The sequence below is a fragment of the Microbacterium sp. EG9 genome (assembly GCF_059759475.1).
This window is the reverse complement of record NZ_CM186217.1, coordinates 2639672-2666249: the sequence shown is the minus strand read 5'-3', so window position 1 is coordinate 2666249 and position 26578 is coordinate 2639672. Positions and strand designations below refer to the sequence as shown.

Annotated in this window: 23 protein-coding genes; 13 read left to right on the top strand and 10 right to left on the bottom strand. The window is 72.0% G+C overall.

What is annotated here, in order from left to right; translation table 11 throughout:
* Positions 1–7: 7 nt before the first annotated feature.
* From AC6CQV_RS12505 to AC6CQV_RS12485, 5 genes are read right to left on the bottom strand one after another with little or no spacing between them, the layout of a single operon-like run.
* Entirely contained in the window at positions 8–1390 is a 1383-nt protein-coding gene (locus AC6CQV_RS12505) for an aspartate aminotransferase family protein (protein WP_498259638.1), read from the bottom strand.
* A complete protein-coding gene (locus AC6CQV_RS12500; protein ID WP_101305449.1) occupies positions 1387–1869 on the bottom strand; it encodes an Lrp/AsnC family transcriptional regulator in 483 nt (160 codons plus the stop codon). Before AC6CQV_RS12500 ends, AC6CQV_RS12505 begins: the two co-directional genes overlap by 4 nt.
* A gap of 45 nt (positions 1870–1914) precedes the next feature.
* Positions 1915–3306 carry a pyridoxal phosphate-dependent decarboxylase family protein gene (locus AC6CQV_RS12495; RefSeq protein WP_498259637.1) on the bottom strand — a complete coding sequence of 464 codons (1392 nt, stop codon included), beginning with the start codon at positions 3304–3306 and terminating at the stop codon, positions 1915–1917.
* The gene (locus AC6CQV_RS12490; RefSeq protein WP_498259636.1) at positions 3303–5015 is read right to left on the bottom strand and encodes an amidase; all 1713 of its coding nucleotides are present in this window, start codon (positions 5013–5015) and stop codon (positions 3303–3305) included. Before AC6CQV_RS12490 ends, AC6CQV_RS12495 begins: the two co-directional genes overlap by 4 nt.
* Positions 5012–6073 (bottom strand): agmatine deiminase family protein, encoded by a 1062-nt coding sequence (locus tag AC6CQV_RS12485; protein ID WP_498259635.1) that lies wholly within the window; start codon positions 6071–6073, stop codon positions 5012–5014. Before AC6CQV_RS12485 ends, AC6CQV_RS12490 begins: the two co-directional genes overlap by 4 nt.
* A gap of 76 nt (positions 6074–6149) precedes the next feature.
* On the opposite strand from AC6CQV_RS12485, the gene AC6CQV_RS12480 reads away from it, so the two are divergent.
* Both AC6CQV_RS12480 and AC6CQV_RS12475 read left to right on the top strand, forming a co-directional pair.
* The gene (locus tag AC6CQV_RS12480) at positions 6150–6773 is read left to right on the top strand and encodes a TetR/AcrR family transcriptional regulator (RefSeq protein ID WP_498259634.1); all 624 of its coding nucleotides are present in this window, start codon (positions 6150–6152) and stop codon (positions 6771–6773) included.
* Positions 6774–6959: 186 nt separating this feature from the next.
* On the top strand, positions 6960–8369 hold the full coding sequence (locus tag AC6CQV_RS12475) for an HNH endonuclease signature motif containing protein (protein WP_498259633.1): 1410 nt from the start codon (positions 6960–6962) through the stop codon (positions 8367–8369).
* A gap of 32 nt (positions 8370–8401) precedes the next feature.
* Here AC6CQV_RS12475 and AC6CQV_RS12470 read toward each other — a convergent pair whose 3' ends face one another.
* The 3 genes from AC6CQV_RS12470 to AC6CQV_RS12460 are packed head-to-tail and all read right to left on the bottom strand — an operon-like array spanning position 8402 to position 12715.
* A complete protein-coding gene (locus tag AC6CQV_RS12470) occupies positions 8402–9838 on the bottom strand; it encodes a gamma-aminobutyraldehyde dehydrogenase (protein ID WP_498259632.1) in 1437 nt (478 codons plus the stop codon).
* Positions 9835–11202 carry an aspartate aminotransferase family protein gene (locus AC6CQV_RS12465; protein ID WP_498259631.1) on the bottom strand — a complete coding sequence of 456 codons (1368 nt, stop codon included), beginning with the start codon at positions 11200–11202 and terminating at the stop codon, positions 9835–9837. Before AC6CQV_RS12465 ends, AC6CQV_RS12470 begins: the two co-directional genes overlap by 4 nt.
* Before the next feature lie 25 nt (positions 11203–11227).
* Complete coding sequence (locus tag AC6CQV_RS12460; protein ID WP_498259630.1) at positions 11228–12715, bottom strand: CoA-acylating methylmalonate-semialdehyde dehydrogenase; 1488 nt, start codon at positions 12713–12715, stop codon at positions 11228–11230.
* 167 nt (positions 12716–12882) lie between these two features.
* Here AC6CQV_RS12460 and AC6CQV_RS12455 point away from each other — a divergent pair, with 167 nt between their 5' ends.
* The 8 genes from AC6CQV_RS12455 (at position 12883) to AC6CQV_RS12420 (ending at position 22186) form a co-directional block, all read left to right on the top strand.
* Positions 12883–14553 (top strand): PucR family transcriptional regulator, encoded by a 1671-nt coding sequence (locus tag AC6CQV_RS12455; RefSeq protein ID WP_061782458.1) that lies wholly within the window; start codon positions 12883–12885, stop codon positions 14551–14553.
* A gap of 105 nt (positions 14554–14658) precedes the next feature.
* Complete coding sequence (locus AC6CQV_RS12450) at positions 14659–15288, top strand: GntR family transcriptional regulator (protein WP_101305454.1); 630 nt, start codon at positions 14659–14661, stop codon at positions 15286–15288.
* The gene (locus tag AC6CQV_RS12445) at positions 15285–16811 is read left to right on the top strand and encodes an MmgE/PrpD family protein (RefSeq protein ID WP_498259629.1); all 1527 of its coding nucleotides are present in this window, start codon (positions 15285–15287) and stop codon (positions 16809–16811) included. Before AC6CQV_RS12450 ends, AC6CQV_RS12445 begins: the two co-directional genes overlap by 4 nt.
* A 67-nt stretch (positions 16812–16878) precedes the next feature.
* On the top strand, positions 16879–17781 hold the full coding sequence (gene prpB, locus AC6CQV_RS12440; protein WP_060958349.1) for a methylisocitrate lyase: 903 nt from the start codon (positions 16879–16881) through the stop codon (positions 17779–17781).
* A 1-nt stretch (position 17782) separates the two neighbouring features.
* Entirely contained in the window at positions 17783–18973 is a 1191-nt protein-coding gene (locus AC6CQV_RS12435; protein WP_498259628.1) for a bifunctional 2-methylcitrate synthase/citrate synthase, read from the top strand.
* 6 nt (positions 18974–18979) lie between these two features.
* Positions 18980–20149, top strand: coding sequence for a thiolase family protein (locus tag AC6CQV_RS12430; RefSeq protein ID WP_498259627.1), 1170 nt, complete (start codon positions 18980–18982; stop codon positions 20147–20149).
* Between the two features lie 101 nt (positions 20150–20250).
* Positions 20251–21405 (top strand): acyl-CoA dehydrogenase family protein, encoded by a 1155-nt coding sequence (locus AC6CQV_RS12425; RefSeq protein WP_205282154.1) that lies wholly within the window; start codon positions 20251–20253, stop codon positions 21403–21405.
* A 4-nt stretch (positions 21406–21409) separates the two neighbouring features.
* On the top strand, positions 21410–22186 hold the full coding sequence (locus tag AC6CQV_RS12420) for an enoyl-CoA hydratase-related protein (RefSeq protein WP_498259626.1): 777 nt from the start codon (positions 21410–21412) through the stop codon (positions 22184–22186).
* Here the strand turns inward: AC6CQV_RS12420 and AC6CQV_RS12415 are convergent.
* Positions 22173–22691 (bottom strand): MarR family winged helix-turn-helix transcriptional regulator, encoded by a 519-nt coding sequence (locus tag AC6CQV_RS12415; protein WP_061782461.1) that lies wholly within the window; start codon positions 22689–22691, stop codon positions 22173–22175. The genes AC6CQV_RS12420 and AC6CQV_RS12415 overlap by 14 nt on opposite strands.
* Positions 22692–22803: 112 nt before the next feature.
* Here AC6CQV_RS12415 and AC6CQV_RS12410 point away from each other — a divergent pair, with 112 nt between their 5' ends.
* Genes AC6CQV_RS12410 through AC6CQV_RS12400 form a run of 3 tightly spaced genes read left to right on the top strand, consistent with a single transcriptional unit; the run spans position 22804 to position 26020 of the window.
* The gene (locus AC6CQV_RS12410; RefSeq protein ID WP_191009494.1) at positions 22804–23580 is read left to right on the top strand and encodes an electron transfer flavoprotein subunit beta/FixA family protein; all 777 of its coding nucleotides are present in this window, start codon (positions 22804–22806) and stop codon (positions 23578–23580) included.
* Positions 23581–23600: 20 nt separating this feature from the next.
* Positions 23601–24587, top strand: a complete 987-nt coding sequence (locus AC6CQV_RS12405) for an electron transfer flavoprotein subunit alpha/FixB family protein (RefSeq protein ID WP_061782462.1) — start codon at positions 23601–23603, stop codon at positions 24585–24587.
* Positions 24587–26020 (top strand): cytochrome b/b6 domain-containing protein, encoded by a 1434-nt coding sequence (locus tag AC6CQV_RS12400; protein ID WP_498259625.1) that lies wholly within the window; start codon positions 24587–24589, stop codon positions 26018–26020. The genes AC6CQV_RS12405 and AC6CQV_RS12400 overlap by 1 nt, the downstream gene beginning before the upstream one ends.
* A 19-nt stretch (positions 26021–26039) precedes the next feature.
* Here AC6CQV_RS12400 and AC6CQV_RS12395 read toward each other — a convergent pair whose 3' ends face one another.
* Positions 26040–26558 carry a GNAT family N-acetyltransferase gene (locus AC6CQV_RS12395; RefSeq protein ID WP_060959336.1) on the bottom strand — a complete coding sequence of 173 codons (519 nt, stop codon included), beginning with the start codon at positions 26556–26558 and terminating at the stop codon, positions 26040–26042.
* Positions 26559–26578: the final 20 nt, after the last annotated feature.

The window sequence follows — 26578 nt, the reverse complement described above, 5'->3', positions numbered from 1 at the left end:
ATGCCCGTCAGAGGCGGGTCCAGGCCTCCGTCAGCACGCTGCGCAGGATCTGCTCGATCTCGTCGAACTCGGCGGGTCCGATCGTCAGCGGCGGGGCGAGCTGGATGACGGGGTCGCCCCGGTCGTCGGCGCGGCAGTACAGGCCCGCGTCGAACAGGGCCTTGGAGAGGAAGCCGCGCAGCAGGCGCTCGGACTCGGAGTCGTCGAAGGTCTCCTTGGTGGCCTTGTCCTTGACCAGCTCGATGCCGAAGAAGTAGCCGTCGCCGCGCACGTCGCCGACGATCGGCAGGTCCAGGAGCTTCTCCAGCGTGGCGCGGAAGACCGGCGAGTTCTCACGGACGTTCTCCAGCAGCTTCTCCTCCTCGAACACGTCGAGGTTCTCCAGCGCCACCGCGGCCGACACGGGGTGTCCGCCGAAGGTGTAGCCGTGGGGGAACGACAGGTCGCCGTGCGCGAACGGCTCGTAGACGCGGTCGTTCACGATCGTGCCGCCGAGCGGCGCGTACCCGCTCGTGACGGCCTTCGCGAACGTGATCATGTCGGGCTGGTAGTCGTAGGCCTGCGCGCCGAAATAGTGGCCCAGGCGGCCGAAGGCGCAGATGACCTCGTCGGAGACGAGCAGCACGTCGTAGCGGTCGCAGATCTCGCGCACCCGCTGGAAGTAGCCGGCGGGAGCGGGGAAGCAGCCGCCCGCGTTCTGCACGGGCTCGAGGAAGACGGCGGCGACCGTCTCGGGGCCCTCGAACTGGATCATCTGCTCGATGCGGTCGGCCGCCCACACGCCGAACTCCTCGGGGGTTCCGCCGCCGAACCCCGACTCCGCCGCGCGGTAGTAGTTCGTGTTGGGCACCCGGAAGCCGCCGGGGGTGACGGGCTCGAACATGTGCTTCATGACCGGCAGGCCCGTGATCGCGAGGGCGCCCTGCGTCGTGCCGTGGTAGGCGATGGCGCGGGAGATGACCTTGTGCTTGGTGGGCTTGCCCTGCAGCTTCCAGTAGTGCTTGGCGAGCTTGAACGCGGTCTCGACCGCTTCGCCGCCGCCCGTGGAGAAGAAGACGTGGTTGAGGTCGCCGGGCGCGAGGTGCGCGATGCGGTCGGCGGCCTCGATGCCGGACGGGTGCGCGTAGGACCACAGCGGGAAGAAGGCGAGCTCCTCCGCCTGCTTCGCGGCCGCCTGGGCGATGCGGCGACGGCCGTGGCCGGCGTTCACGACGAACAGGCCGGCGAGCCCGTCGATGTAGCGCTTGCCGCGGGAGTCCCAGATGTGGTGGCCCTCGCCCTTGACGATGATGGGGACCCCGGGGCCCTCCGTCATCACCGACTGGCGTGCGAAGTGCATCCAGAGGTGGTCGCGGGCCTTGGCCTGCAGGTCGGCGTCGTCGATGGTCATCGTGTCCCCCAGTTGTAGAGCTGACGGTGGAGTTTGAGGTAGACGAAGGTCTCGGTCGAGACCACCTCGGGAAGGGCGCGGATCTGCTCGTTGAGCAGGTCCATGAGGTCGTCGTCGTTCTCGCAGACGACCTCCACGAGCAGATCGAACGAACCCGCCGTCGACACGACGTAGCTGACCCCCGGCAGGGTCGACAGCTGTGCGGCGATGCCGCGCGTGTCTCCGGCGACGCGGATGCCGATCATCGCCTGGCGGGCGAAGCCGAGCTGCAGCGGGTCGGTGACGGCGACGATCTGCATCACGCCCTGGTCGACGAGCTTCTGCACGCGCTGGCGCGTGGCGGCCTCGCTGAGGCCGACGGCCTTGGCGATCTCCGCGTAGGGACGTCGGCCGTCCTCCTGCAGCTGCTCGATGATCAGCTTGGATGCGGCATCCAGGGTCTGTCGACGCGAAGCTGCGATTTCCGTCGTCTGAGGCATGATCCGCGACGATATCAATCGCGGCAGTGAATAATCAAGACTGATTCAGAAGCTCTCGGGGGTCTCCATGGTGTCCAGGATGCCGATGAGGTCCTCGAACGTGGTGCGCGGGTTGAGGATCGCGAACCGCGCGTTCGCCCGGCCTTCGTGGCTCGACGGCGTGACGAAGGCGTGCTGCACGTCGAGCAGGCGCTGGGACCAGGCCTCGTAGTCGGCGCGGGTCCAGCCGTCGCGCTCGAAGACGACGACGCCGAGCTGAGGCTGGCGCACGAGCGAGAAGCCGGGGCGCGCCGCGATCTCGTCGGCGATGCGGCGCGCCAGCACGATCGACGCGCTCACCGCCTCGCGGTAGGCGGCGGCGCCGTGCGTGGCGAGCGAGAACCACAGGGGGAGCCCCCGCGCGCGGCGCGTGAGGTGCGCGGCGTAGTCGGACGGGCTGTAGTCGGAGCGGTCGGTCAGCGTGTCGAGGTACTCGGCGTGCTGCGTGTGCGCGCGCCGGCCCTGCTCGGGGTCGCGGTAGATGAGGGCGCACGCGTCGAAGGGGGCGAACAGCCACTTGTGCGGGTCGACGATGACCGAGTCGGCGTGCTCGACCCCCGCGTACAGGTGCCGGGCCAGCGGCGAGAGCATGCCGGCCAGGCCGTAGGCGCCGTCGACGTGCAGCCAGACGTCGTGCGCGTGGGCCGCGGCGGCGACCCCGGCGATGTCGTCGACGATGCCGAAGTTGGTCGAGCCCGCCGTGGCGACGACGGCGAACACCCGCTCGTGCACGTCGGCCAGCGTCGCGGCCACCGCGTCGCCGCGCAGCACGCCGTCGGCATCCGTCGGCACGGTGATCACGTCTACGTCCATGACGCGGGCGGCCGAGGCGATCGAGGAGTGCGCCTGCGAGCTGCAGACCACGGCCCAGCGCGCGGGGGCGGGCGCTGCCGCCTCGGCGTGCCGTGCGCGCGCGGCTTCCCGCGCCGCCACGAGGGCGGAGAGGTTTCCGAGCGTGCCGCCCTGCACGAAGACGCCGCCCGCGGATGCCGGCAGGCCGAACTCGTCGGCCAGCCAGCGCAGCACCTCGTTCTCGGCGTGCACCGCGCCCGCGCCCTCCAGCCACGAGCCGCCGTAGAGCGCGCTCGCCGACACGACGAGGTCGAACGCCGCCGCGGCCTTCGTGGGGGCCGTGGGGATGAAGGAGAGGTAGCGGGGGTCGTCGGTGGTGATGCAGGCCGGGGCGAGCACGTGTGTGAACACACCGAGCGCGCGCTCCGCGCCGACGCCGTCCTCGGAGATCGTCCGACCGGCGAGCCGGCTCAGCTCCGCCGCGGAGAGCGGCTTGTCGAGCGGGGTGTCCTGGGCGAGCAGGCGTTCGCGGGAGTAGTCGAGCACGAGATCGACGATGCGGCGGGTCTCGGCGGTGACGTCGTGCATGCGGGCGGCATCGGTCATGTGCGGTCCTTCAGGGCGGGGGTGCGCGGCGGCACCGGTCGTTCGGGGGTGAGTGTCTCGATCGCGCAGCCGAGGCGCAGGAGTGCGACGTCGTCGCCGGATCGTCCCGCGATCGTCAGCCCGACCGGCATCCCGATGTCGGACAGGAGTCCCATCGGCACCGTCACCGTCGGGATGCCGAGATGGCGGATGGCGAGATTGCCGTTCGCGACCCACACGCCGTTTCGCCAGCCGAGGTCGGCGGAGGCGGGGTTCACGTCCGTGTCGGCGGGGCCGACGTCGGCGACGGCGGGGAAGACGACGGCGTCGAGGCCGCGATCGTCCATCCAGGCCTCCAGGTCGAGCCGACGGGTGTGCTCGAGGCCGCGGAGGCCCTCCTCCAGCTCGGGCATGTCGCGCCAGGAGGTGCCGGGGTGGGCGCGCACCCAGTCGGGGTAGGTCGCGATGTCGTCGTCGAAGCCGGTGTAGCGGTCGGGAAGGGCGCCGGCCGGGTGCGGGAAGACGCGGGCGCCGTCGACGGCGGCGAGCGAGGACAGGGCGGGGTCGCCGTTCGCGGCGAGGAAGTCCTCCCACGCCCACGCCGAGAGGTCGACGATCTCGCGGCGCAGGTAGGCGGGCGAGACGAGCCCGCGGGTCGCGATCGTGGGCGCGCCCGGGCGGTCGCCCTCGTAGTTGCTGACCACGGGGAAGTCGACCTCCACGACCTCGGCGCCCGCGGCCTCCAGTGCGGCGCGCGTCTGCTCCCACAGCGAGATCACGGAGGCACGCGTCCGGATCCGCTGCCCCGTCGGGCCGCCGATGCCGGGTGCGGCGGAGGTCCCGGCATCCGGATCGGCGTTGACGTACATCCGGGGGATGCCGAGGCGCAGTCCGGCCACCGCGGCGCCGGAGGCGAGCGTCCGGTAGTCCTCCGGTCGCAGTGCCGAGGGGGTCTGGAGGGAGATCCACGGCTGTGTGCGCCAGAAGTCGCCGCGGGTGTCGGGGTCGTCGGCGACGATCACGTCGAGCACCTCTAGGAGGTCGGCCATGGTGCGGGTGTGGGGCACGACGACGTCCATCGTGGGCACCAACGGCCAGTTGCCGCGCGTCGAGATGACGCCGCGCGAGGGCGTGTAGGCGCACAGCGCGTTGTTGCTGGCGGGCCCGCGGCCGCTCGACCACGTCTCCTCGCCCAGGCCGAAGGCCGCGAAAGACGCCGCGGTCGCCGTGCCCGAGCCGTTGGACGAGCCCGATCCGAACGGCGCCGTCAGCCAGTCGCGGGAGTAGGGGCTCTCGGCGCGCCCGTAGACGCCGCGCTGCATGCCGCCGTTGGCCATCGGCGGCATGTTCGTCAGTCCCAGGCAGATCGCGCCGGCGGCGCGCAGGCGCTCGATCGTGAACGCGTCGCGCTGGGCGACCAGCTCGGCGAAGGCGGGGGAGCCCGCGGCTGCCGTCAGGCCGCGCACGAGGTAGCTGTCCTTCGCGGTGTACGGGATGCCGTCCAGCGGCGAGAGCACCGCGCCGCGGGCGCGGCGCGCGTCGGAGGCCGCCGCCTCCGCGAGCGCGTCGGAGTTGCGGACGACGACGGCGTTGAGGGCGGTCGCCGTGTCGGGGCCGTCGTAGGCGGCGATGCGCGCGAGGGAGGCCTCGACGAGTTCGACGGCCGTCGTGCGCCCGTCCTCGAGCGCGGCGCGGAGGTCGGCGATGGTGGCCTCGACGACGTCGATCATCGCGGCGTCTCCTGCCCGCCGAGTGCGGGCTGCTGCTGCGTGATGCAGTGGATGCCGCCGCCGCGGGCGAAGATCGGGCGGGCGTCGACCGTGACCACCTCGCGTCCCGGGTAGGCGTCGACGAGGATCGCGCGGGCCTCGGCATCCGCCTTCTCCTCGCCGAAGCCGCAGGCGATGACGCCGCCGTCCACGACGAGGTGGTTGACGTAGCTCCAGTCGACGAAGCCCTCGTCGTCGCCGTGGCCGTCACGCAGCGTCGCCGGCGCGGGAAGCTCGATGACCTCGAGGCGGCGTCCGGCCGCGTCGGTCTGCGCGGCGAGCAGCTCGTGCAGGGCCCCGCTGACGGCGTGGTCGGGGTGCGCGGGGTCGCGCTGGGTGTGCAGCAGCACGCGGCCGGGGGAGGGGAAGGTCGCGACGATGTCGACGTGGCCGTTGGTGCCGAAGTCGTCGTAGTCGCGCGTGAGCCCCCGCGGCAGCCAGATGGCCTTCGTCGTGCCCAGCGTGCGGGCGAACTCCGCTTCGACGCGGGCCCGGTCGGCGTAGGGGTTGCGGCGCGGGTCGAGCTGCACCGTCTCGGTCAGCAGCACCGTGCCTTCGCCGTCGACGTGGAAGCCGCCGCCCTCGGTGACCAGCGTGGAGGACACGAGCTCGGCGCCGACCTCGGCCGCGATGAGGCGGGCGTGCTCCGCCGAGCGCTCCCACCGCGCCCAGTCGTGGGCTCCCCACCCGTTGAAGATCCAGTCGACGGCCCCCAGGACGCCGGGACGTTCGTCGTCGACGACAAACGTCGGGCCGTGGTCGCGCATCCAGAACTCGTCGACGGGCGCCTCCAGGATCGTGACGTCGCCGGGCAGCATCCGCCGGGCGCGCGCGAGCTCGGAGGGGTCGACGACCATCGTCACCGGCTCGAAGCGGGCGATCGCCGCGGCGACCTCCGTCCAGGCGGCGTAGCCCTCGTCGCGGTCGGCGTCGCGCTCGCCGAGGGTCGGCCCCTCGACGGGGAAGGCCATCCACGTGCGCGCGTGCGGCGCGGTCTCGCTCGGCATCCGCCAGCTCATCGGCATCCTCGACTCTCGTCCGGTCCTGGAGTAGCTTATTGATCACATGATCAACTCATCGGAGGGTAGCGAGCGGATGCCGCAGACGTCAACCACTGGGCGCGCGCGATTGAGCGCCGAGCAGCGGCGTGAGCAGATCGCCGGCGCCGCGCACGACCTGGCGCTCGCCGACGGTCTGGACGCAGTGACGCTGCGCGCCGTCGCCACGCGCGTGGGGGTGGCGTCGGGACTCGTCGCCCACTACATCCCGAGCATGGACGACCTCGTCGCCGACACCTTCTTCGACATCGTGGCCGGCGAGCTCGACGAGGTGCGCGCGCTCCTCCCCGCCGCGCCCGCGCCGGTGCGGATCGGCGCGCTGCTGCGGACCACGCTGGATCCCGCCCGGCGCGACGTCACCCTCGTCTGGGTGCAGGCGTGGGCGCTGGGGACGCGCAACGCGCCGCTTGCCGAGAGGGTGCGGGCGGCGATGGACGCCTGGCGCGGCGCGCTCGCCGACGAGATCGTGCGGGGGATGGATGCCGGGGTGATCCCTGTCGCCGATCCGGAGCCCCTCGCCTGGCACCTGCTGGCGATGATCGACGGTCTCAGCGCCCACGCGCTGGTCGGCTGGGGGCCGGGGATCGAGCCGGTCGCGCCCGTGCTGCGCGCGGCCGCGGGCCTGCTCGGGATGGAGGCGGAGGCGCTCGACGGGGCGTGACGGTGGCCTCGGGCGGTCGCGGGATTCCGCGATCTCCCTCTTGCTCTCTCTTGCGTGTTTCGAATGTTTGTTCTATAGTGGGGTGAAGAAACCCCGCGCGTGCCCACCTTCTGTTGCGGGTCCTGTCTTCCGGTCGTGGCCGGGTCAGGGGTGATGATGCACGCGCTGATCGATCCGCCGTCTTCGGTGTCGTCCCCGGCTGAGCTCGGGTGGCCCGGGCTGGATGCCGTGGTGACCGGTGTCCTGGATGCGCGGCGTCGTGCGGCTCAGGCGCAAGCTGCCGAGGCGAGGTTGCTGGCCGATGCCGTGGGACTGGTGGCGGAACGTGCGGCGTTGCTGCGTCAGGAGGTGCAGCAGCGGGGTGGGTCGGTGCGGTCGTCGGATGCGGATCTGCCGTTGCGGGAAGTCGCGTTGGAGCTCGCGATGGCGTTGCGGGTGTCGGATCGGGGTGTGCAACGGCGGATGTCGGAGGCGTACCTGTTGACGACCCTGTTCCCGCGGACGTTTGAGGTGTGGGCGGGCGGGGAGATCGATGCGGCTCATGCGTGGGCGATCAGCCGTACGGGCACGATGTTGACGGCCGAGGAGGACCGGTCACGGTACGAGACCCTCGCTCTGGAGGCGGCCCGGTCGGAGTCGCCTGCGCGGATGAGCGCGGCGGCGAAGGCGATCGCCGCGACCATCGACCCTGCCGCGTTCACCGAGGCCGCGCAGCGCGCGTATGAGGAACGCTCGGTGCGGTTGTTCCCGTTGGAGGACGGGATGGCCAGACTCATCGCGGACCTTCCCGCACCGCTCGCCCACGCGATCCACGACACCCTGACCGCCCGGGGTCGGGCGATCCTCGACCAGCCCGACGAGGACAGCGACGGCGACGCGGATGCCACCGACGCGGATGCCGACACCCTCATCACCGGCCCCGCCCGCCCCACCGACGCGACCTGCACGACCACAACCACGCCCACGACCGCTGCCGTGAAGGACTCCCGCACTCTGGCGCAGGTGCGTGCGGACATCCTCACCGACCTGCTCCTGACCGCTACTCCCTCCACCCGCGCCACCGGCGCCGGCATCGAGACGGTGACGGCGCAGATCCAGGTGACGATCCCCGCCCTCACCCTCGCCGGTGACCCCGACGGAGGCCCGGCCCTCCTCGCCGGGTACGGGCCCATCGACCCCGCGATCGCCCGACGCCTCGCCGGGCTCACCCCCGGGTGGGATCGGGTGTTCACCGACCCGGCCACCGGCATCCCCATCGTCGTCGACCGGTATCGACCGTCCGCGGAGCTGCGCCGCTACCTGGCTGCGAGGGATGAACGCTGCCGCACGCCCGGCTGCACCCGCCCCGCCCACCGGTGCGACCGCGACCACACCACCGCAGCCGCAGACGGCGGCCCCACGGCACCCGACAACCTGGCGCACCTGTGCCGCCGCCACCACACCGTGAAGCACCACACCGCCTGGCGGGTCCGACACCTCGGCGGCGGCACCCTCCAGTGGACCTCACCGGCCGGACGCCACTACGAAGACCACCCACCCAGCCTGGTGAGATTCGTCCCCACAGCCGCCACACCGGCCGAGCCACCACCCTTCTGACGCCGAGCGGGGTCCGGCCGTGTGCGTGTGCGTCAGTCCAGGCTCGCCATGACGTGCTTGATGCGGGTGTAGTCCTCGAAGCCGTAGACGGAGAGGTCCTTGCCGTACCCGGAGTGCTTGAAGCCGCCGTGCGGCATGTCGGAGACGAAGGGGATGTGCGCGTTGATCCACACGCAGCCGAAGTCGAGGTCGCGCGAGAACCGCAGCGCTCGGGCGTGCTCGCGGGTCCAGACCGACGCCGCGAGGGCGTACGGCACCCCGTTCGCCAGCGCGAGCGCGTCCTCCTCCGACGTGAACGGCTGCACCGTGAGCACCGGGCCGAAGATCTCCTGCTGCACCACCTCGTCGTCCTGGCGCACACCCGTGACGATCGTCGCCTCGAAGAAGCAGCCCGTCTCGCCCTGTCGGCGTCCGCCGATCGCGATCGACGCGTGCGACGGCAGCCGGTCGACGAACCCCTGCACGCGCGCGAGCTGGTCGGGGTTGTTCACCGGGCCGAAGAACGCGTCGGGGTCGTCCGGCGCGCCGGCTCTCGCGTGGTCGCGCGTGTGGGTCACGAGTCTCTCGACCAGGTCGTCGTGCACCGCGGCATCCACGAGCACGCGGGTCGCGGCGGTGCAGTCCTGTCCCGCATTGAAGAACGCGGCCTCCACGATGCCGCGTGCCGCGCGATCCAGGTCGGCATCGGCGAACACCAGCGCCGGCGCCTTGCCGCCGAGCTCGAGGTGCACGCGCTTGAGGTCCTGCGCGGCCGACGCGGCCACCTGCATCCCGGCGCGCACCGAGCCGGTGATCGCGACGAGCTGCGGCGTCGGATGCTCGACCAGCATCCGGCCGGTCTCCCGGTCGCCGAGCACGACGTTGAAGACACCCGCGGGAAGGATCCCGGCGGCGAGCTCCGCGAGGCGCACCGTCGTCTGCGGCGTCGTCTCGCTCGGCTTCAGCACGACGGTGTTGCCCGCCGCGAGGGCCGGACCGATCTTCCACACCGCCATGTTCAGGGGATAGTTCCACGGCGTCACCTGTGCGACCACACCGATCGGCTCGCGGCGCACATAAGAGGTGAACCCCTCCGCGTACTCGGCCGCCGCCCGCCCGTCGAGGTCACGGGCGGCGCCCGCGAAGAAGCGCAGCTGGTCGATCGACTGGACGATCTCGTCGGCCACGAGGCTCGCCCGCGGCTTGCCGGTGTCCTGCGACTCCAGATCGGCGAACTCCTCCGCGTGCGCCTCGAGCGCATCCGCGAGGCGGAACAGCAGCAGCTGGCGCTGGGCGGGCGTCGTCCGCTTCCACGTCTCGAAGGCGCGGGATGCCGCCGCGAACGCGGCATCCACCTCGTCCGCCGTCGAGATCGGCGCGTGCGCGTACACCTCGCCGGTCACCGGGCTCACGAGCGGCAGGGCCGCGCCGACCGAGGCGACCGGCACGCCGTCGACGACGTTGCGGAGCACGGTCGTCGACGGCGTCACGATGCCACCTCGGCATCGGTGACCTCGAGCGCGCGGTCGATGATGTCGAGGCCCCGCACGAGGTCGTCCTCCGACACGATCAAGGGCGGCGCCACGTGCACGCGGTTGAAGTGCGTGAACGGCCAGAGCCCCGCCTTCTTGCACGCCGCGGCGAACGCGGCCATCGGGGCGGCATCCGCTCCCGCCGCGTTGAACGGAACCAGCGGCGCGCGCGTCTGCCGGTCGCGCACCAGCTCGATCGCCCAGAACAGGCCGAGTCCGCGCACCTCGCCGACCGACGGATGCCGCGCGGCCATCTGCTCCAGTCGCGGACGCACGACACGCTCTCCGAGGTCGCGGACGCGCTCCAGGATGCCGTCGCGACGGAACACCTCGAAGGTCGCGATCCCCGGGGCGCACGCCAGCGGGTGTCCCGAGTAGGTGAGCCCGCCGGGGAACGACACGGTGTCGAAGTGTGCCGCGATGCGGTCGGAGACGACGACGCCGCCCAGCGGCACGTAGCCCGAGTTGACGCCCTTCGCGAAGGTGATGAGGTCGGGCACGACGTCGAAGTTGTCGAAGCCCCACCAGGTGCCCAGCCGTCCGAAGCCGACCATGACCTCGTCGGCGATGTACACGATGCCGTAGCGGTCGCACAGCTCGCGGACGCCCGGCAGATACCCGGGCGGCGGGATGAGCACGCCGTTGGTGCCGACGACGGACTCGATGATGATCGCGCCGATCGTCGAGGCGCCCTCCAGGATGATCGTCTGCTCGAGATGCGCGAGCGCCCGCTCGGCCTCCTGCTCCGGGGAGTCCGCGTGGAACGGCGACCGGTAGGCGTACGGACCGAAGAAGTGCACGACGGACGCGTCGGCCGGCTCGTTCGCCCACCGGCGCGGGTCGCCCGTCAGCGTGATGGCCGTCGACGTGTTGCCGTGGTAGCTGCGGTACATCGCGAGCACCTTGCGCTTGCCGGTGACAAGGCGCGCCATCCGGACCGCGTTCTCATTGGCATCCGCCCCGCCGTTGGTGAAGAACACCTTCGAGAAGCCGTCGGGGGAGATCTCGCTGATCCGCCGCGCCAGCTCGCCGCGCGTGTCGTTCGCCATCGACGGTTGGATCGTCGCCAGGCGCCCGGCCTGCTCCTGGATGGCCGCGACGAGGTCGGGGTGCTGGTGGCCGAGGTTGAGGTTCACCAGCTGCGAGGAGAAGTCGAGGTAGCTGCGTCCGGCGTAGTCCCAGAACGTCGCACCCGCGCCGCCCGCGACCGGCAGCGGGTCGATCAGGGCCTGCGCGCTCCACGAGTGGAAGACGTGGCGGCGGTCGTCGCCGCGGACGGCCGCGTCGGCGGCGGGGTCGGCGGCGGGGGCGATGGTGCTCATGGTGTCTCCTTCGGATGCCGCGGGGTCAGTGGTTGCTGGGGAAGCCGAGGCTGATCTGGCTCTCGCTGGGGTCGGGCCAGCGGGTCGTCACGACCTTGCTCCGCGTGTAGAAGTGGATCGACTCGGGGCCGTAGATGTGCGAGTCGCCGAACAGCGAGTTGCGCCACCCGCCGAAGGAGAACGCGCCCACCGGCACGGGGATCGGCACGTTGACGCCGACCATCCCCACCTCGATGTCGAACTCGAACTGGCGGGCGGTGCCGCCGTCGCGCGTGAACACCGCGGTGCCGTTCGCGAAGGGGCTCGCGTTGATGAGGGCGACCGCTTCGTCGTAGGTCGCGACGCGTGCGACGGAGAGCACCGGGCCGAAGATCTCCTCGTCGTAGACCTTCATGCCGGGAGCGACCCGGTCGACGAGCGAGACGCCGATGAAGAAGCCGTCGCCCTCGAACTGCTGCGTCGTGCCGTCGACGACCACCGTCGCGCCTTCGGCGGCGGCGCCGGAGACGTACGCGGCGACCTTGTCGCGGTGCTCGCGCGTGATGAGCGGGCCCATCTCGCTCGCCGGCTCGGTGCCCGCGCCGATGGTCAGCCCGGCGATGCGCACCGCGACCTTCTCGACCAGCGCGTCCGCCACGTCGTCGCCGACGGCGACGAGCACGGAGACGGCCATGCAGCGCTCGCCGGCCGAACCGTAGGCGGCCGACACGGCGGCGTCGGCCGCGGCATCCAGGTCGGCGTCGGGCATGACGACCATGTGGTTCTTGGCGCCGCCGAGGGCCTGCACGCGCTTGCCGTTCGCGGCGGCGCGCTCGTAGATCGAGCGTGCGATCGGCGTCGAGCCGACGAAGCTCACGGCGCGGACGGTGGGGGAGTCGAGGATCGCGTCGACGGCGACCTTGTCGCCGTGCACGACGTTGAGGACACCCGCCGGCAGGCCCGCCTCCTCGTAGAGCCGCGCGAGGAAGAGCGCGGCCGAGGGGTCCTTCTCGCTCGGCTTCAGCACCACGGTGTTGCCGCACGCGATGGCGGATGCCGTCATCCACAGCGGAACCATCACCGGGAAGTTGAACGGGGTGATCGCGCCCACGACGCCCACCGGCTGCTTCACCGAGTGCACGTCCACGCCGCGGGACACCTGCTCGGCGTGCTCGCCCTTCAACAGGTGGACGAGCCCGGCCGCGAACTCGACGTTCTCGATGCCGCGGCTGATCTCGCCCTTCGCGTCGGAGAGCACCTTGCCGTGCTCGGCGGTGATGATGGCGGCGAGCTCGTCCGCCCGCTCGACGAGGAGGTGGCGCAGGCGGAAGAACACGTCGGCGCGCTTGATGAGGCTCGTCGCCCGCCAGGCCGGCAGCGCGGCGGCGGCCGCCGCGATCGCGGCCTCCGTCTCGGCGGTCGAGGCGAACGCCACCTCCGCCTGCACGACGCCGGTCGCCGGGTCGTAGACGGGGCCGGTGCGCTCGGCCGATCCGGTCGATCGGCCGGCGACGTGGTGACGGATGAGATCCATGCGGGGCTCCTGACGGGAGGGGAGACGACGGGCGGGTACGCGGGTCGGACAGATCGACCGGCACGTGCCATGCTTATGCTGACTCAGCGATGGGGGAGGCGCAGGTGTCTGTTCGTCACGATGTAGACGTTTCCCGGACAGAACGTCCGACGACGGTTCTGCCGACCGTGGCGGAGGTGCTCGCCCTGGCGGTGTTCTCCGCCGGAGCGCCCGTCGTGGTCGTCGGCGGCGACGCCCTCGGCGCCGCCGTGCGATGGGTCCACGTCTCCGACAGCGCCGACGTCGCGCGGCTGCTCGAAGGCGGCGAGCTGCTGCTGTCGACGGGCTCCGGCTGGCCGGACGACCCCGCCCTGCTCGCCGGGTTCGTGACGCAGCTGGCCCGGGTCGGCGCGGCGGGCATCGTGCTCGAGCTCGGCTCGCACTACCGCTACGTGCCGGCGGTCCTCGCGGATGCCGCCCGCTCGGCGGGCCTCGCGCTGGTCGCCCTCCACCGCGAGGTCAAGTTCGTCACGATCACCGAGGCCGTGCACCGTCGCATCATCGCCGACCAGACGACGGCGCTGGAAGCGCGCGACGCGGTACGGACCCTGTTCACCGGGCTGGCGCTGCGCGGAGCGCCGGCCGAGTTCATCGTCGAGCAGGTCGGGCTCGCCCTCGCCGCCCCCGTCGTGCTGGAGACCGTCGCGCACGAGGTGGTGGTCGCCCACGTCGGCGGGGCGATCGAGACGCAGACCCTCCGCGGCTGGGGACGCCGGTCGCGCGCGGCCGCGGCGGCCCCCGACCACGAGGGGCGGGCGATCGTCGCCGTCGAAGCCCGCGGCATCCGGTGGGGATGGCTCGTCGCGCTGCCCGGAACACCGCACCCGGCCGGACGGGAGGCCGTCCTCGAGCAGGCGGCCACGGCGCTCGCCCTGGGCCGGCTCGCCGATCCGGGGGGAGAGGAGTGGTCCCGGCTGGGGCGCCGCCGCGTCGTCGACGCGCTCGTCGACGGCCGGTTCACGAGCCTCGGGGCGGCGGCGGCCCGCCTGGACGCGGCCGGCCTGCCCCTCGCCGGCGTCGTCGCGTTCCCGCTCGTCGCGCTGGCCCCGGCCGGTCGCGAGGATGCCGTGGGCGTCGCGACCGCGGCGGACGTCGCCGCCGCCGCGCTGGGTGCGCGTGCCGTGTGCGGTTCGAGTGCGACGCTGGAGGACGGGTCGGGCCTCGTCCGCACGCCGGTGCTGCTCACCGTCCCCGCCCGCGCCGCGACCGCCGCGGACAATCGCGCCGACGCCTTCGCCGCCGCACTGGAGGAGGCGTTGCGCGTCGCCACCGCCTCCGCCGGCGCCTCTGCGACGACCCTGCCGTCGCGCCCGGCGCGGCCGCGCGTCGTGCTCGGCCCCGGTGTCGCCATCCCCTCCGTCGAGGACGAGCGGGGCATGGGCCTGCTCGTCGGTGCGCTGCGCGAGACGATCGACCTCGTCGCGGCCGACGACGGCATCCGCAGCGCGCGCCGCGACCGCGAGGGCGACGGGCGCCGCACCGTCGAGCGGCCCCTGACCCGGGTCGTCGCCGCGATGCGTGACGATCATCGCCTCGTCGCGCACGCGGACCGGATGCTCGCCCCGGTGCTGGCCGAGGCACGGGGCCGCGGCGGCGACCTGCTCGACGTGCTCGCGGCCCTGCTGGCGCACCCGTCCAACCGCACGGCGGCCGCGGAGGCGGCGCACCTGTCGCGCTCGGTCTTCTACCAGCGCATCGCCCTGCTCGAAGACCTGCTCGGCATCGACTTCGACGACGGCGAGCAGGTCGCGGCCCTACACCTCGCCGTGTTGACCCATCGGCTCCACGTTCCCCACTGAACCGCGGCGCGCGCGACTTTCTGTATGCACTAGTAGCAGCTCAGGGTCGATGACTTCCCCTCAGAGCCACTTTTGTATACAGTGATGGCGACGAGAGGAGTTGTCGTGCGCGCGAGCGATCGGGCCTACCGCAGTCTCCTCGACGAGATCCAGTCCGGCGTCCTCCGCCCCGGTGCCGTGCTCGCCGAGGTGGAGCAGTCGGTGCGCCTCGGCGTGAGCCGCACGCCGCTGCGCGAGGCGCTCGGCCGGCTCGCCGCGGACGGGCTCGTCGTGCAGGCGTCGCCGCGCATGACCGTCGTCAGCGACCTCGACGCCGACGACATCCGCGAGCTGTTCGAGGTGCGCCGGGCGCTCGAAGAGACCGCCGCGCGCCTGGCGGTCCGCTCCGGGGCCACGCCGCCGTTCGCCGCACTGGCGACCGAGTTCGCCGCCACGGATGCCGCCGCCGACCCCGACGCCTACTACGCCCTCATCGCGCGCTTCGACGACGCGCTCGATCTCGCCGTCGCCAATGACTACCTGACCGCGGCGCTGAAGACGGTCCGCACGCACCTCGTGCGCGTGCGCCGCCTCGCACGCGACAACCCCGAGCGGCTCGCGGCGTCCGTGGCCGAGCACCGGCTCATCGCGTCGGCCATCGGGGCCGGCGACGCGGAGCTCGCCGCGCACGCCACCCACGTCCACCTGCACAACGCGCTCGCCGCGATCCTCGCCTCGTTGGAAGGAACCCCATGACCGTCACCCACCACGTCCGTGTGCACCGCAGCGATGAGAACCTCGCGCGCGAGGATCAGCTCGCGTTCGCGATCGCCGAGGTCGCCGCCGACCCGGTGGCCGCCCTGCCCGAGGTCGTCGAGATGATCATCAACCGCGTCATCGACAATGCCGCGGTGGCCGCGGCATCCCTCACCCGGGGCCCCGTGACCGCCGCCCGCGCGCAGGCGCTCGACCACCCCGTGTCGCGCGGCGGACACGGCGCGACCGTGTTCGGCGAGCCCGACGACGTGCGCACCAGCCCGGAGTGGGCGGCGTGGGCCAACGGCGTCGCCGTGCGCGAGCTCGACTACCACGACACCTTCCTCGCCGCGGAGTACTCCCACCCGGGCGACAACATCCCGCCGATCCTCGCCGTCGCCCAGCACCTCGGCGCCGACGGGGCGGCGCTGGTGCGCGGCATCGCGACCGGCTACGAGATCCAGATGGATCTGGTGCGCGCCATCAGCCTGCACCGGCACAAGATCGACCACGTCGCCCACCTCGGCCCGTCCGCGGCCGCCGGCATCGGCACGCTCCTCGGCCTCGACGCCGGCACCATCGCCCAGGCCGTCGCGCAGGCCCTGCACACGACCACGGCCACCCGTCAGTCGCGCAAGGGTGAGATCTCCACGTGGAAGGCGCACGCCCCCGCGTTCGCGGGCAAGATGGCGGTCGAGGCCGTTGACCGCGCGATGCGCGGGCAGACCTCGCCGTCGCCCATCTACGAGGGCGAGGACGGCGTCATCGCCTGGATGCTGGACGGTAAGGACGCCGCGTACGACGTGCCGCTGCCCGCCCCCGGCGAGCCCAAGCGGGCGATCCTCGACTCCTACACGAAGGAGCACTCGGCCGAGTACCAGGCGCAGGCCTGGATCGACCTGGCCCGAAAGCTCAACGGCACCCATCCCGAGCTCGCCGACCCCGCGAACGTCGAGAGCATCGTGCTGCACACCAGCCACCACACGCATTACGTGATCGGCTCCGGCGCCAACGACCCGCAGAAGTACGACCCGGCGGCCTCCCGCGAGACCCTCGACCACTCGATCCCGTACATCTTCGCCGTCGCCCTGCAGGACGGCGGCTGGCACCACGTCGACTCGTACCTGCCCGAGCGGGCGGCACGCGAGGACACCGTCGCGCTGTGGCACAAGATCACGACCGCCGAGGATGCCGAGTGGACCCGCCGCTACCACTCCGACGACCCCGACGAGAAGGCCTTCGGCGGATGCGTCGAGATCCGTCTCACGGACGGTTCGACGATCGTCGACGAGATCGCGGTCGCCGACGCCCACCCGCTCGGCGCGCGCCCGTTCGCCCGCGCCGACTACATCCGCAAGTTCCGCCTGCTCGCCGAGCCGGTGCTGGAGCCCGCCGAGATCGAGCGGTTCCTCGCCCTCGCCGAGCGGCTGCCCGAGCTGACCGCCGATGAGGTGCGGCAGCTCAACATCGTCGCCCGCGACGGCGTGCTGGCCTCGGTTCCGAGCCCGAAGGGGTTGTTCTGATGCTCCGTGTCGACTCGTCGCTCCGCTCCTCGCTCGACGACCGGAGTACCCAGGGCGGAGCCGACTGATGCTGTACAGCCAGACCCCGGCATCCGAGAAGCGGCGCCTGCTGCGCGAACGCCTGCGCGCGGGAGAGCTCGTCCGCTTCCCCGGCGCGTTCAACCCGCTGTCAGCGCGGCTGATCGAGCAGAAGGGGTTCGAGGGCGTCTACATCTCCGGCGCCGTCCTGAGCGCCGACCTCGGGCTTCCCGACATCGGGCTCACGACCCTCACGGAGGTCGCCGGCCGCGGGCAGCAGATCGCCCGCATGACCGAGCTCCCGGCGATCATCGACGCCGACACCGGCTTCGGTGAGCCGATGAACGTCGCGCGCACCATCCAGACCCTCGAGGACGCGGGGCTTGCGGGCACGCACATCGAAGACCAGGTCAACCCGAAGCGCTGCGGCCACCTCGACGGCAAGCAGGTCGTCGACACCGGCACCGCGCTGCAGCGCATCCGTGCCGCCGTCGACGCCCGCCGCGACCCGAACTTCCTCGTCATGGCGCGCACCGACATCCGTGCGATCGAGGGCCTGGACGCCGCCGTCGACCGCGCCAAGGCGCTCGTGGATGCCGGGGCCGACGCGATCTTCCCCGAGGCGATGCGCGACCTCTCGGAGTTCGAGGCCGTGTGCGCCGCCGTCGACGTGCCGGTGCTGGCGAACATGACCGAGTTCGGCAAGAGCGACCTGTTCACGGTCGACCAGCTGCGGGATGCGGGCGTGCAGATCGTGATCTGGCCGGTCTCCCTCCTGCGGATCGCGATGGGTGCGGCCTCCCGCGCGCTGGATACCCTGAACGACGAGGGGCGTCTCACGTCCCGTCTCGGCGAGATGCAGCATCGCGCCGAGCTGTACGACCTCATCGACTACGAGGGCTACAACCACTTCGATTCGAGCATCTTCGACTTCCAGATCACGAAGGAGTGACATGAGCGACCAGAAGATCCACAAGGGACTGGCGGGCGTCGTCGCCGACACGACCGCCATCAGCAAGGTCAACCCGGAGACGAACTCCCTGCTCTACCGCGGCTATCCGGTGCACGAGCTGGCCGCGACGCAGCCGGCCGAAGCCGTCGCCTACCTGCTGTGGAACGGCGAGCTGCCGACCGCCGACCAGCTCGCCGAGCTGCGCGCCACCGAGCGCCGGCACCGCGCGCTCGCCGACGACGTCAGGGCGGTGATCGAGCTGACTCCGCTCGACGCGCACCCGATGGACGAGGTGCGCTCCGCCGTCAGCGTGCTCGGTGCCCGCGACCTCGCCGGCACCGGCTCGGTGCTCGACGCGAGCGGGTCGCCCGCCGACAACCTCGCCCGCAGCATCCGCCTGTTCGCTGCCCTGCCCGCGATCGTCGCCTACGGACAGCGCCGCCGCCGCGGCCAGGAGCCCATCGCCCCGCGCGACGACCTCGACTACGCGGCCAACTTCCTCTGGATGACCTTCGGCGAGGAGTTCGACCCCGTCGTCGTCGACGCCTTCAACCGCTCGATGATCCTGTACGCGGAGCACTCCTTCAACGCGTCGACGTTCACGGCGCGGGTGATCACCTCGACCCTCAGCGACCTGTACTCGGCGGTCGTGGGGGCGATCGGAGCGCTCAAGGGGCCGCTGCACGGCGGCGCGAACGAGGCCGTCCTGCACATCTTCGACGAGATCGGCGACGCCGACAACGTCGGGCCGTGGCTCGATCGCGCCCTCGCCGAGAAGCGCAAGATCATGGGCTTCGGCCACCGCGTGTACAAGCACGGCGACTCGCGCGTCCCGACGATGAAGGCCGCCCTCGACACGCTCATCGTCCACTACGACCGCCCCGACGTCGAAGCGCTCTACGCGACGCTCGAGCGCGAGTTCGTCGAGCGCAAGGGCATCTACCCCAACCTCGACTACCCGTCGGGCCCCGCGTACAACCTGATGGGCTTCGACACGCTCACCTTCACGCCGCTGTTCGTCGCGGCGCGGGTGGTCGGGTGGACCGCCCACATCAGGGAGCAGGCGGCATCCAACGCGCTCATCCGTCCGCTGTCGGCCTACAGCGGTGTCGACGAGCGCCACGTCGACGGGTTCGTCGACGAGGCCGGCACCTCGTCGATCGCGCTGCGGGCCGCCGAAGCCGAGGGCTGAGCAGACATGCGCACCGCCGTCATCGTCGACGTCGTGCGCACCCCGTCCGGGCGCGGTAAGCCGGGCGGGGCGCTCAGCGGCATCCACCCCGTCGACCTCGCGGCCGAGGTGCTGCGCGCGACGCTGGAGCGCAACGGGCTCGCCTCGACGCAGGTCGACGACGTGCTGCTCGGCTGCGTCAGTCAGGTCGGCGAGCAGACGATGAACGTCGCCCGTCAGGCGGTGCTCGCCGCCGGCTTCGACGAGCGGGTGCCGGCGACGACGATCGACCGGCAGTGCGGATCGAGCCAGCAGGCCGCGCACTTCGCCGCCCAGGGCGTCATCTCCGGCCAGTACGACGTGGTCATCGCGGGAGGCGTCGAGTCGATGAGCCGGGTGCCGCTGGGTGTCGCGGCCTCCGTCGCGGGCTCGCCCTTCTCGCCGGGGCTGCACGCGCGCTACCCCGACGGGCTCGTGAACCAGGGTGTCTCCGCGGAGCTCATCGCCGCGCGCTGGGGGTTCTCGCGCGAAGAGCTCGACGCGTTCGCGGCGGAGTCCCACGAGCGGGCGGCCGAGGCGCAGGCGCAGGGCCGGTTCGCCTCGCAGATGCTCGCGGTCGCCGGGGTCACGGCCGATGAGACGGTGCGACCGGGAACGACCGTCGCCGCCCTGGCCGGGCTGGCGCCCGCCTTCCGGACGGATGCCGCGGCGCAGCGCTTCCCCGAGATCGACTGGCGGATCACCCCCGGCAACTCCTCGCCGTTGACCGACGGCGCCTCCGCGGCGCTGATCATGAGCGAGGAGAAGGCGCTCGAGCTCGGGCTCACACCCCGGGCCCGCTTCCACGCCTTCGCGGTCGTCGGCGACGATCCCCTCCTGATGCTGACGGGGCCGATCCCCGCGACGCGGCGCATCCTCGAGCGGAGCGGGCTGACGATCGACGACCTCGACGCCTACGAGGTGAACGAGGCGTTCGCGTCGGTGCCCCTCGCCTGGGCGGCAGAGCTCGAGGCGGATGCCGCGAAGCTCAACCCGTGGGGAGGGGCGATCGCGCTCGGTCACGCGCTCGGATCCAGCGGCACGCGCCTGCTCGGAACGCTGCTCGCGCACCTCGAGGCCACGGGCGGTCGCTACGGCCTGCAGACGATGTGCGAGGGCGGCGGCATGGCCAACGCGACGATCATCGAACGGCTGTAGGGGGCGGCGTCCCCATTTACTAGGACGTCCATGTAAAATGATCGCTGTGCCCTACCCGGCACGATTCTGGCTGTCGATCTGTTTCACAAGGACGTGACGCGATGAGCATGACTTTCACCCCCTCGCTCTCCGCCGATGAGCGCGGAGCGATCCTCGACGCGGTGCGCGAGTTCGCGCGCACCCGGCTCGAGCCGCACGCTCTGGAGTGGGACCGCGACAAGCACTTCCCTCGCGACGTGCTCGCCGACGCCGGTGAGCTGGGGCTCGGCGGACTGTACGTGCGCGAAGACGTCGGCGGCACCGGGCTCGCGCGCGAGGACGCCGCGCTGATCTTCGAGCACCTGGCGATGGGCGACCCGACGATCGCGGCCTACATCAGCATCCACAACATGGTCGCGTGGATGATCGACACCCACGGCACCGCGGCGCAGCGCCACGAGTGGCTGCCGCGGCTGACGACCCTGCGCGACCTCGGCGCCTACTGCCTCACCGAGCCCGGTGCCGGCTCGGATGCCGCGGCCATCACCACCAGTGCGATCGCCGACGGCGACGCGTACGTGCTCACCGGCGTGAAGCAGTTCATCTCCGGCGCCGGCGACGCGGCGGTCTACGTCGTCATGGCCCGTACCGGCGAGCCCGGCGCGCGCGGGATCAGCGCCTTCCTGGTTCCGGCGGACGCCGTGGGGCTGAGCTTCGGCCCCAACGAGCGCAAGATGGGGTGGAACGCGCAGCCCACCCGCCAGGTGATCCTCGACGAGGTGCGGGTGCCGGCATCCGCTCTGCTGGGAAGCGAGGGCGGCGGGTTCCGCATCGCGATGAGCGGTCTCAACGGCGGCCGCGTCAACATCGCGGCCTGCTCCGTCGGCGGTGCCCAGTGGGCGCTCGATCGTGCCGTGCGCTACGTGCACGAGCGCTTCACGTTCGGCGAGGCGCTGGCCGAACGCCAGAGCGTGGTGTTCGCGCTCGCCGACATGGCGACCCAGCTGCAGGCGGCCCGCGCGCTCGTCCGCGACGCCGCCCGCGCGATCGACACCCACGCCGACGACGTCGCGGTGCAGTGCGCGATGGCCAAGCGCTTCGCGACCGATGCCGGCTTCGAGGTCGCCAACCGTGCGCTGCAGCTGCACGGCGGCTACGGCTACCTGCAGGAGTACGGCATCGAGAAGGTGGTGCGCGATCTGCGGGTGCATCAGATCCTGGAGGGCACGAACGAGATCATGCGCGTGATCATCGGCCGCGACGTTCTGGGAGCATGAGCACATGAGCGACTACTCCACCCTCCTCGTCTCCACCCGCGGCCGCGTCGGGTGGATCACCCTGAACCGCCCCGAGGCGCTCAACGCGCTCAACTCCACGCTGCTGGGCGAGCTGGCCGACGCGGCCGTCGCGTTCGACGCCGACGAGCAGATCGGCTGCATCGTCGTGACCGGGTCGGAGCGCGCGTTCGCCGCCGGTGCCGACATCAAGGAGATGGAGGACAAGTCGCCGGTAGAGATGTCGCTGCGCAGCCCCTTCACCGGTCTCGAGGCCTTCTCGCGCGTGCGCACGCCGGTCATCGCCGCCGTCGCGGGGTACGCACTCGGCGGGGGGTGCGAGCTGGCGATGGCGTGCGACATCATCCTCGCCGCCGACACCGCGCGTTTCGGCCAGCCCGAGATCACGCTCGGGGTCATCCCCGGCCTCGGCGGCACCCAGCGCCTGCCGCGCGCGATCGGCTACTACAAGGCGTCCGAGCTCGTCCTCACGGGCCGCATGATGGATGCCGCGGAGGCCGAGCGCTCCGGCCTCGTCTCGCGCGTCGTCCCCGCCGCCGACCTGCTCGCCGAGGCGGAGGCCATGGCCGATCAGATCGCGGCGAAGTCGCTGCCGGTGCTCTACGCCGCCAAGGAGTCGCTGCGGGCGTCGCTGGAGACGACCGGTGCGGAGGGGCTGCGGTTCGAGAAGCAGGTGTTCACGTCGCTGTTCGGCCTCGACGACCAGAAGGAGGGCATGGCCGCCTTCCGCGAGAAGCGCGCGCCGAGGTTCACGAATCGCTGACCACGTCGCCGGCGCCGGCGCGCAGCCGCGCCACGATCGCGATGAGCGCCTCCACGTCGCCGTCGTCGAGGCCCGGCGCCGCGAACACGCGGGCGTTGAGCGCCGCCGTGGCACGCGCCGCCAGCTCGCGTCCCGCCGGGGTCAGCGCGACGAGCGTCGCGCGCCGATCGCCCGGGTGGGGCTCGCGCGTGACCAGTCCGGCTGCTTCGAGCCGATCGACGGTGTTCGTCACGCTCGTGGGATGCACCTGCAGGCGGCTCGCCGCCGAGGACAGCGGCATCCGCCCCGCGCGGGTGAAGCTCAGCAGGGTCAGCAGCTCGTACCGCGCGAAGGTGAGGGCGAACGGCTTCAGCGCCTCATCGACACGGGCCAGCAGCAGCTGATGGGCGCGCATGATGCTCGTGACGGCGGTCATGCCGGCCGCGGCATCCGCCCAGCCGTGCTCCACCCACTGCCGGCGCGCCTCGGCGATGGGGTCGCGGCGCGGCGACGGGTCACGGTTCACGGGTCCTCCTCGGGGCGGGTGTGTGCTCTCACGCTAGCGCGTGAGCCTCAGTGTCAACGGATGCGATACTGAGTCGCACCTTCTAGAATGAGTGCGTCGTGAAGGAGAACCGATGAAGATCGTGGTGCTGGTCAAAGAAGTCCCCGACACCTATGGCGACCGGAGGCTCGATCTCGAGACCGGTCTCGCCGACCGCGGCGCCTCTGACCGCGTGCTCGACGAGATCGGGGAGCGAGCGCTCGAAGTGGCGCTGAGCTACGCCGACGCGCACCCCGGCACCGAGGTCGCGGTCGTCTCGATGGCCTCCGAGGATGCCGCCGCGACCGTGCGCAAGGGTCTCGCCATGGGGGCGGCGTCCGCGGTGCAGGTCGTCGACCCCGCGCTCTCCGGCGCCGACCTGGGCGTCACCGCCGCCGTGCTGGCCGCCGCCGTCCGACGGGCGGGGTTCGACCTCGTCATCACCGGCAACCTCTCCACCGACGGCACGGGCGGGGTCCTTCCCGCCATGATCGCCGAGCATCTGCAGGTGCCCCAGGCCACCGCCCTCTCGTCGGTCGAGATCGGCGAGAGCGAGGTCGCCGGAACGCGGGCGACCGACTTCGGCACGGCACGCGTGACGGCGCCGCTGCCCGCCGTGATCTCGATCACGGAGGCGCTGCCCGACGCCCGGTTCCCGAACTTCAAGGGCATCATGGCGGCGAAGAAGAAGCCGTTCGAGACGGTCTCGCTCGCCGACCTCGACGTCGATGTCGACCCGGCCTCCGCGCCGCAGTCGATCATGACCGCCGTCGGACAGAAACCGCCGCGCGGCGCGGGTGTGAAGATCGTCGATGAGGGGGATGCCGCCGACAAGCTCGCCGCGTTCCTCGTCGAGAACAGACTGGCCTGAGGAACAAGGTGGGAAACGACATGGTGGACTTCGCCGCGGATTCGATCCTCGTCCTGCTGGACGTCACCCCGGCCGGTGAGCTCGCGAGCTCGGCCGCGGGGCTCCTCGGGGCCGCCGCCGGTATCGGTGCGCCCGTCGCGCTGGTCGTCGCCGACGAGTCGCGCCACGCGGCGCTCGTCGAGGCCGCCGGCGCGCTCGGCGCGCCCCTCGTGCTGACCGCCCCGCTCGGCGGTGCGGACAGCGCCCTCACCGTCCCGCTCGTCGACGCGCTCGCCGCGGCATCCGCGCTCGTGCAGCCCGACGCGGTGCTGGTGTCGAACTCGATCGAGGGCCGCGACGTCGCCGGCCGCTTCGCGGCGCGCACCCGCTCGGCGCTCGCGGTGGACGCGGTGGGCGTCGCCCGCGACGAGGAGGGCGTGCTGGCGCAGCACTCCGTCTACGGCGGGTCGTACAACGTCACGAGCGCGCCGACGTTCGGGACCCTCGTGGTGACGGTCCGGCAGGGAGCCGTCGACGCGCGCGCCGCGTCGACGGCGGCGCAGGCCGTGCCGCTGGAGGTCGCCGCCTCGGGCGCGCCCGCCGCGCGGATCACCGGCTTCGAGGCGGAGGTCGCCGCGTCGTCCCGGCCCGAGCTGCGCGGCGCCGCGAAGGTCGTCTCGGGCGGGCGCGGACTCGGCTCGGCCGAGAAGTTCGCGCTGGTCGAGCAGCTCGCCGACACGCTCGGCGCCGCGGTGGGTGCCTCGCGGGCGGCCGTGGATGCCGGCTACGTCCCATACTCGCACCAGGTCGGCCAGACCGGCGTCTCCGTCTCGCCGCAGCTGTACGTCGCGCTCGGCATCTCCGGCGCGATCCAGCACAAGGCGGGCATGCAGACCGCCAAGACGATCGTCGCGATCAATAAAGACGGCGACGCCCCCATCTTCGACATCGCCGACTTCGGCATCGTGGGGGACGTGTTCACGGTCGTCCCGCAGCTCATCGCGGCCCTCGAAGCCAGGAAGGCCTGATGGCGACGGGAGGATCGTCGGTGCGCCGGGGGCTTCCCCGCGTCGCCGGAGGCGAGCCGTGGCCGCCCCTCGACACCGGGAGCGCTGAGGCGGCGGCGGTGGAGACGGTGACGGAGGCGGCCCCCGCTGCGGCCGTCGCGCCCTCTCCGGCCGCGTCCTCGGCGGTGCGGCGCGGACTCCCGCGCGCGCCCGGGGGAGAGCCCTGGCCCGAGGTAGCGGAGATTCCTGCCGTCGTGGAGGTCGCCGCCGTCGCGGAGATCGCCGAGCCCGTGCGCGAGCAGGGCGTCGGGGTGCGGCGCGGGCTGCCGCGCGTGGCCGGGGGAGAGGCCTGGCCGCCGGCGCACACCACGGTGCCGATGGCGGAAGCACCGGCAGAGGTCGTCGCGCCGACCGCTGCACCCGCGGTCCCGGCGGTGCTCGAAGGCCCCCGCGCGCCGCTGACGGTACCGCGGAGCGCGTGGGCGGGGCGCGCGGTGTCCCACCGCCCCATCCCGAAGACCGAGCCGCGACGGGTCGGACCGTTCACCCGCACGCAGTGGGCAGGAGCCGTCGTCGTCGGGGGCCTCGCACTGCTGTTCGCGGCGGGCATGGCCGTGCTCGCGGTGAGGTTCCTGCTGAGCCTGGACGGCATGCGGGACTTCCTCGCGACCTACCCGGGGGAGTACCACCTTCCCGACGGCGCCCCCGTCGGCATCCCCGCCTGGCTGGGCTGGCAGCACTTCTTCAACGTGTTCCTGATGGTGCTGATCATCCGCTCGGGCCTCACCATCCGTCGCGAGAAGCGTCCCACCGTGTTCTGGGCGCCCAAGAACAACCCCAAGGGCAAGACCAGCCTGACGATCTGGTTCCATCAGGCGCTCGACATCCTGTGGCTGGTCAACGGCGCCGTCTTCATCGTCCTGCTGTTCGTCACCGGGCAGTGGATGCGGATCGTGCCGACGAGCTGGGAGGTGTTCCCCAACGCGCTCAGCGCCGCGCTGCAGTACGTGTCGCTGGATTGGCCCACCGAGAACGGCTGGGTCAACTACAACTCGCTGCAGCAGCTCGCGTACTTCTCGACCGTCTTCATCGCGGCCCCGCTCGCGGCGATCACGGGCTACCGCATGAGCGGGATGTGGCCGAAGAAGAACCTCACGCTCAGCGCCGCCTACCCCATCGAGTGGGCGCGGAAGGTGCACTTCCCGGTGATGCTGTTCTTCGTGGTGTTCATCGTGATCCACGTCGTGCTGGTGCTGGCGACGGGGGCGTTGCGCAACCTCAACCACATGTACGCCGCGCAGGGCTCCGTGGATCCGACGGCCTACGCCGACAACTGGACCGGCTTCTGGCTGTTCGTCGTCTCGCTCGTCGTGATCGCCGGAGCCTGGGTGGCGGCGCGGCCGCTCGTGCTGGCGCCCATCGCGCGTCTGTTCGGGACGGTCAGCGGACGCTGACCGTCACCCGGCGGACGGGTCAGCGGACGAAACGGACCTCGGTGAGCGTCTCGCCGAGGAAGGGCTCGGTGTGGCTCGCGCCGTCGAGGGCGAAGCCGTTGCGCACGTAGAAGCGGTGCGCGCGAGGGTTGTCCTCGGCGACCCAGAGGTACAGCTCCTCGCCGGGCTCGACGGCGGCATCGAACAGCTGCTGGCCGATGCCGGTGCCGTGGAACTGGTCGAGCAGGTAGATGAAGTACAGCTCGCGGGTGCGCGGGGCGTCGCGGTCGCGCGCGGGGCCCGATCCCACGAAGCCGACGATGTCGCCGTCGACGAGGGCGGCGAACATCTTGAACTCGGGGCCCTGCTGCGCCCAGTGGGTCCACAGCTCGGCGAGGCGCTTCGGCGAGACGTTCTCGAGTGCGGCCTTGCTGATCAGATGGTCGTAGGTCTCGTGCCAGCAGCTGGCGTGGACGCGTCCGAGGGCCTCGGCATCGACGTCGCGAACGGGACGGACGACGGTGTCGGTCTGCGCTGAAAAGTCGGTGGTGGCTGCCATGGCCAGACTCTACGGCGGCC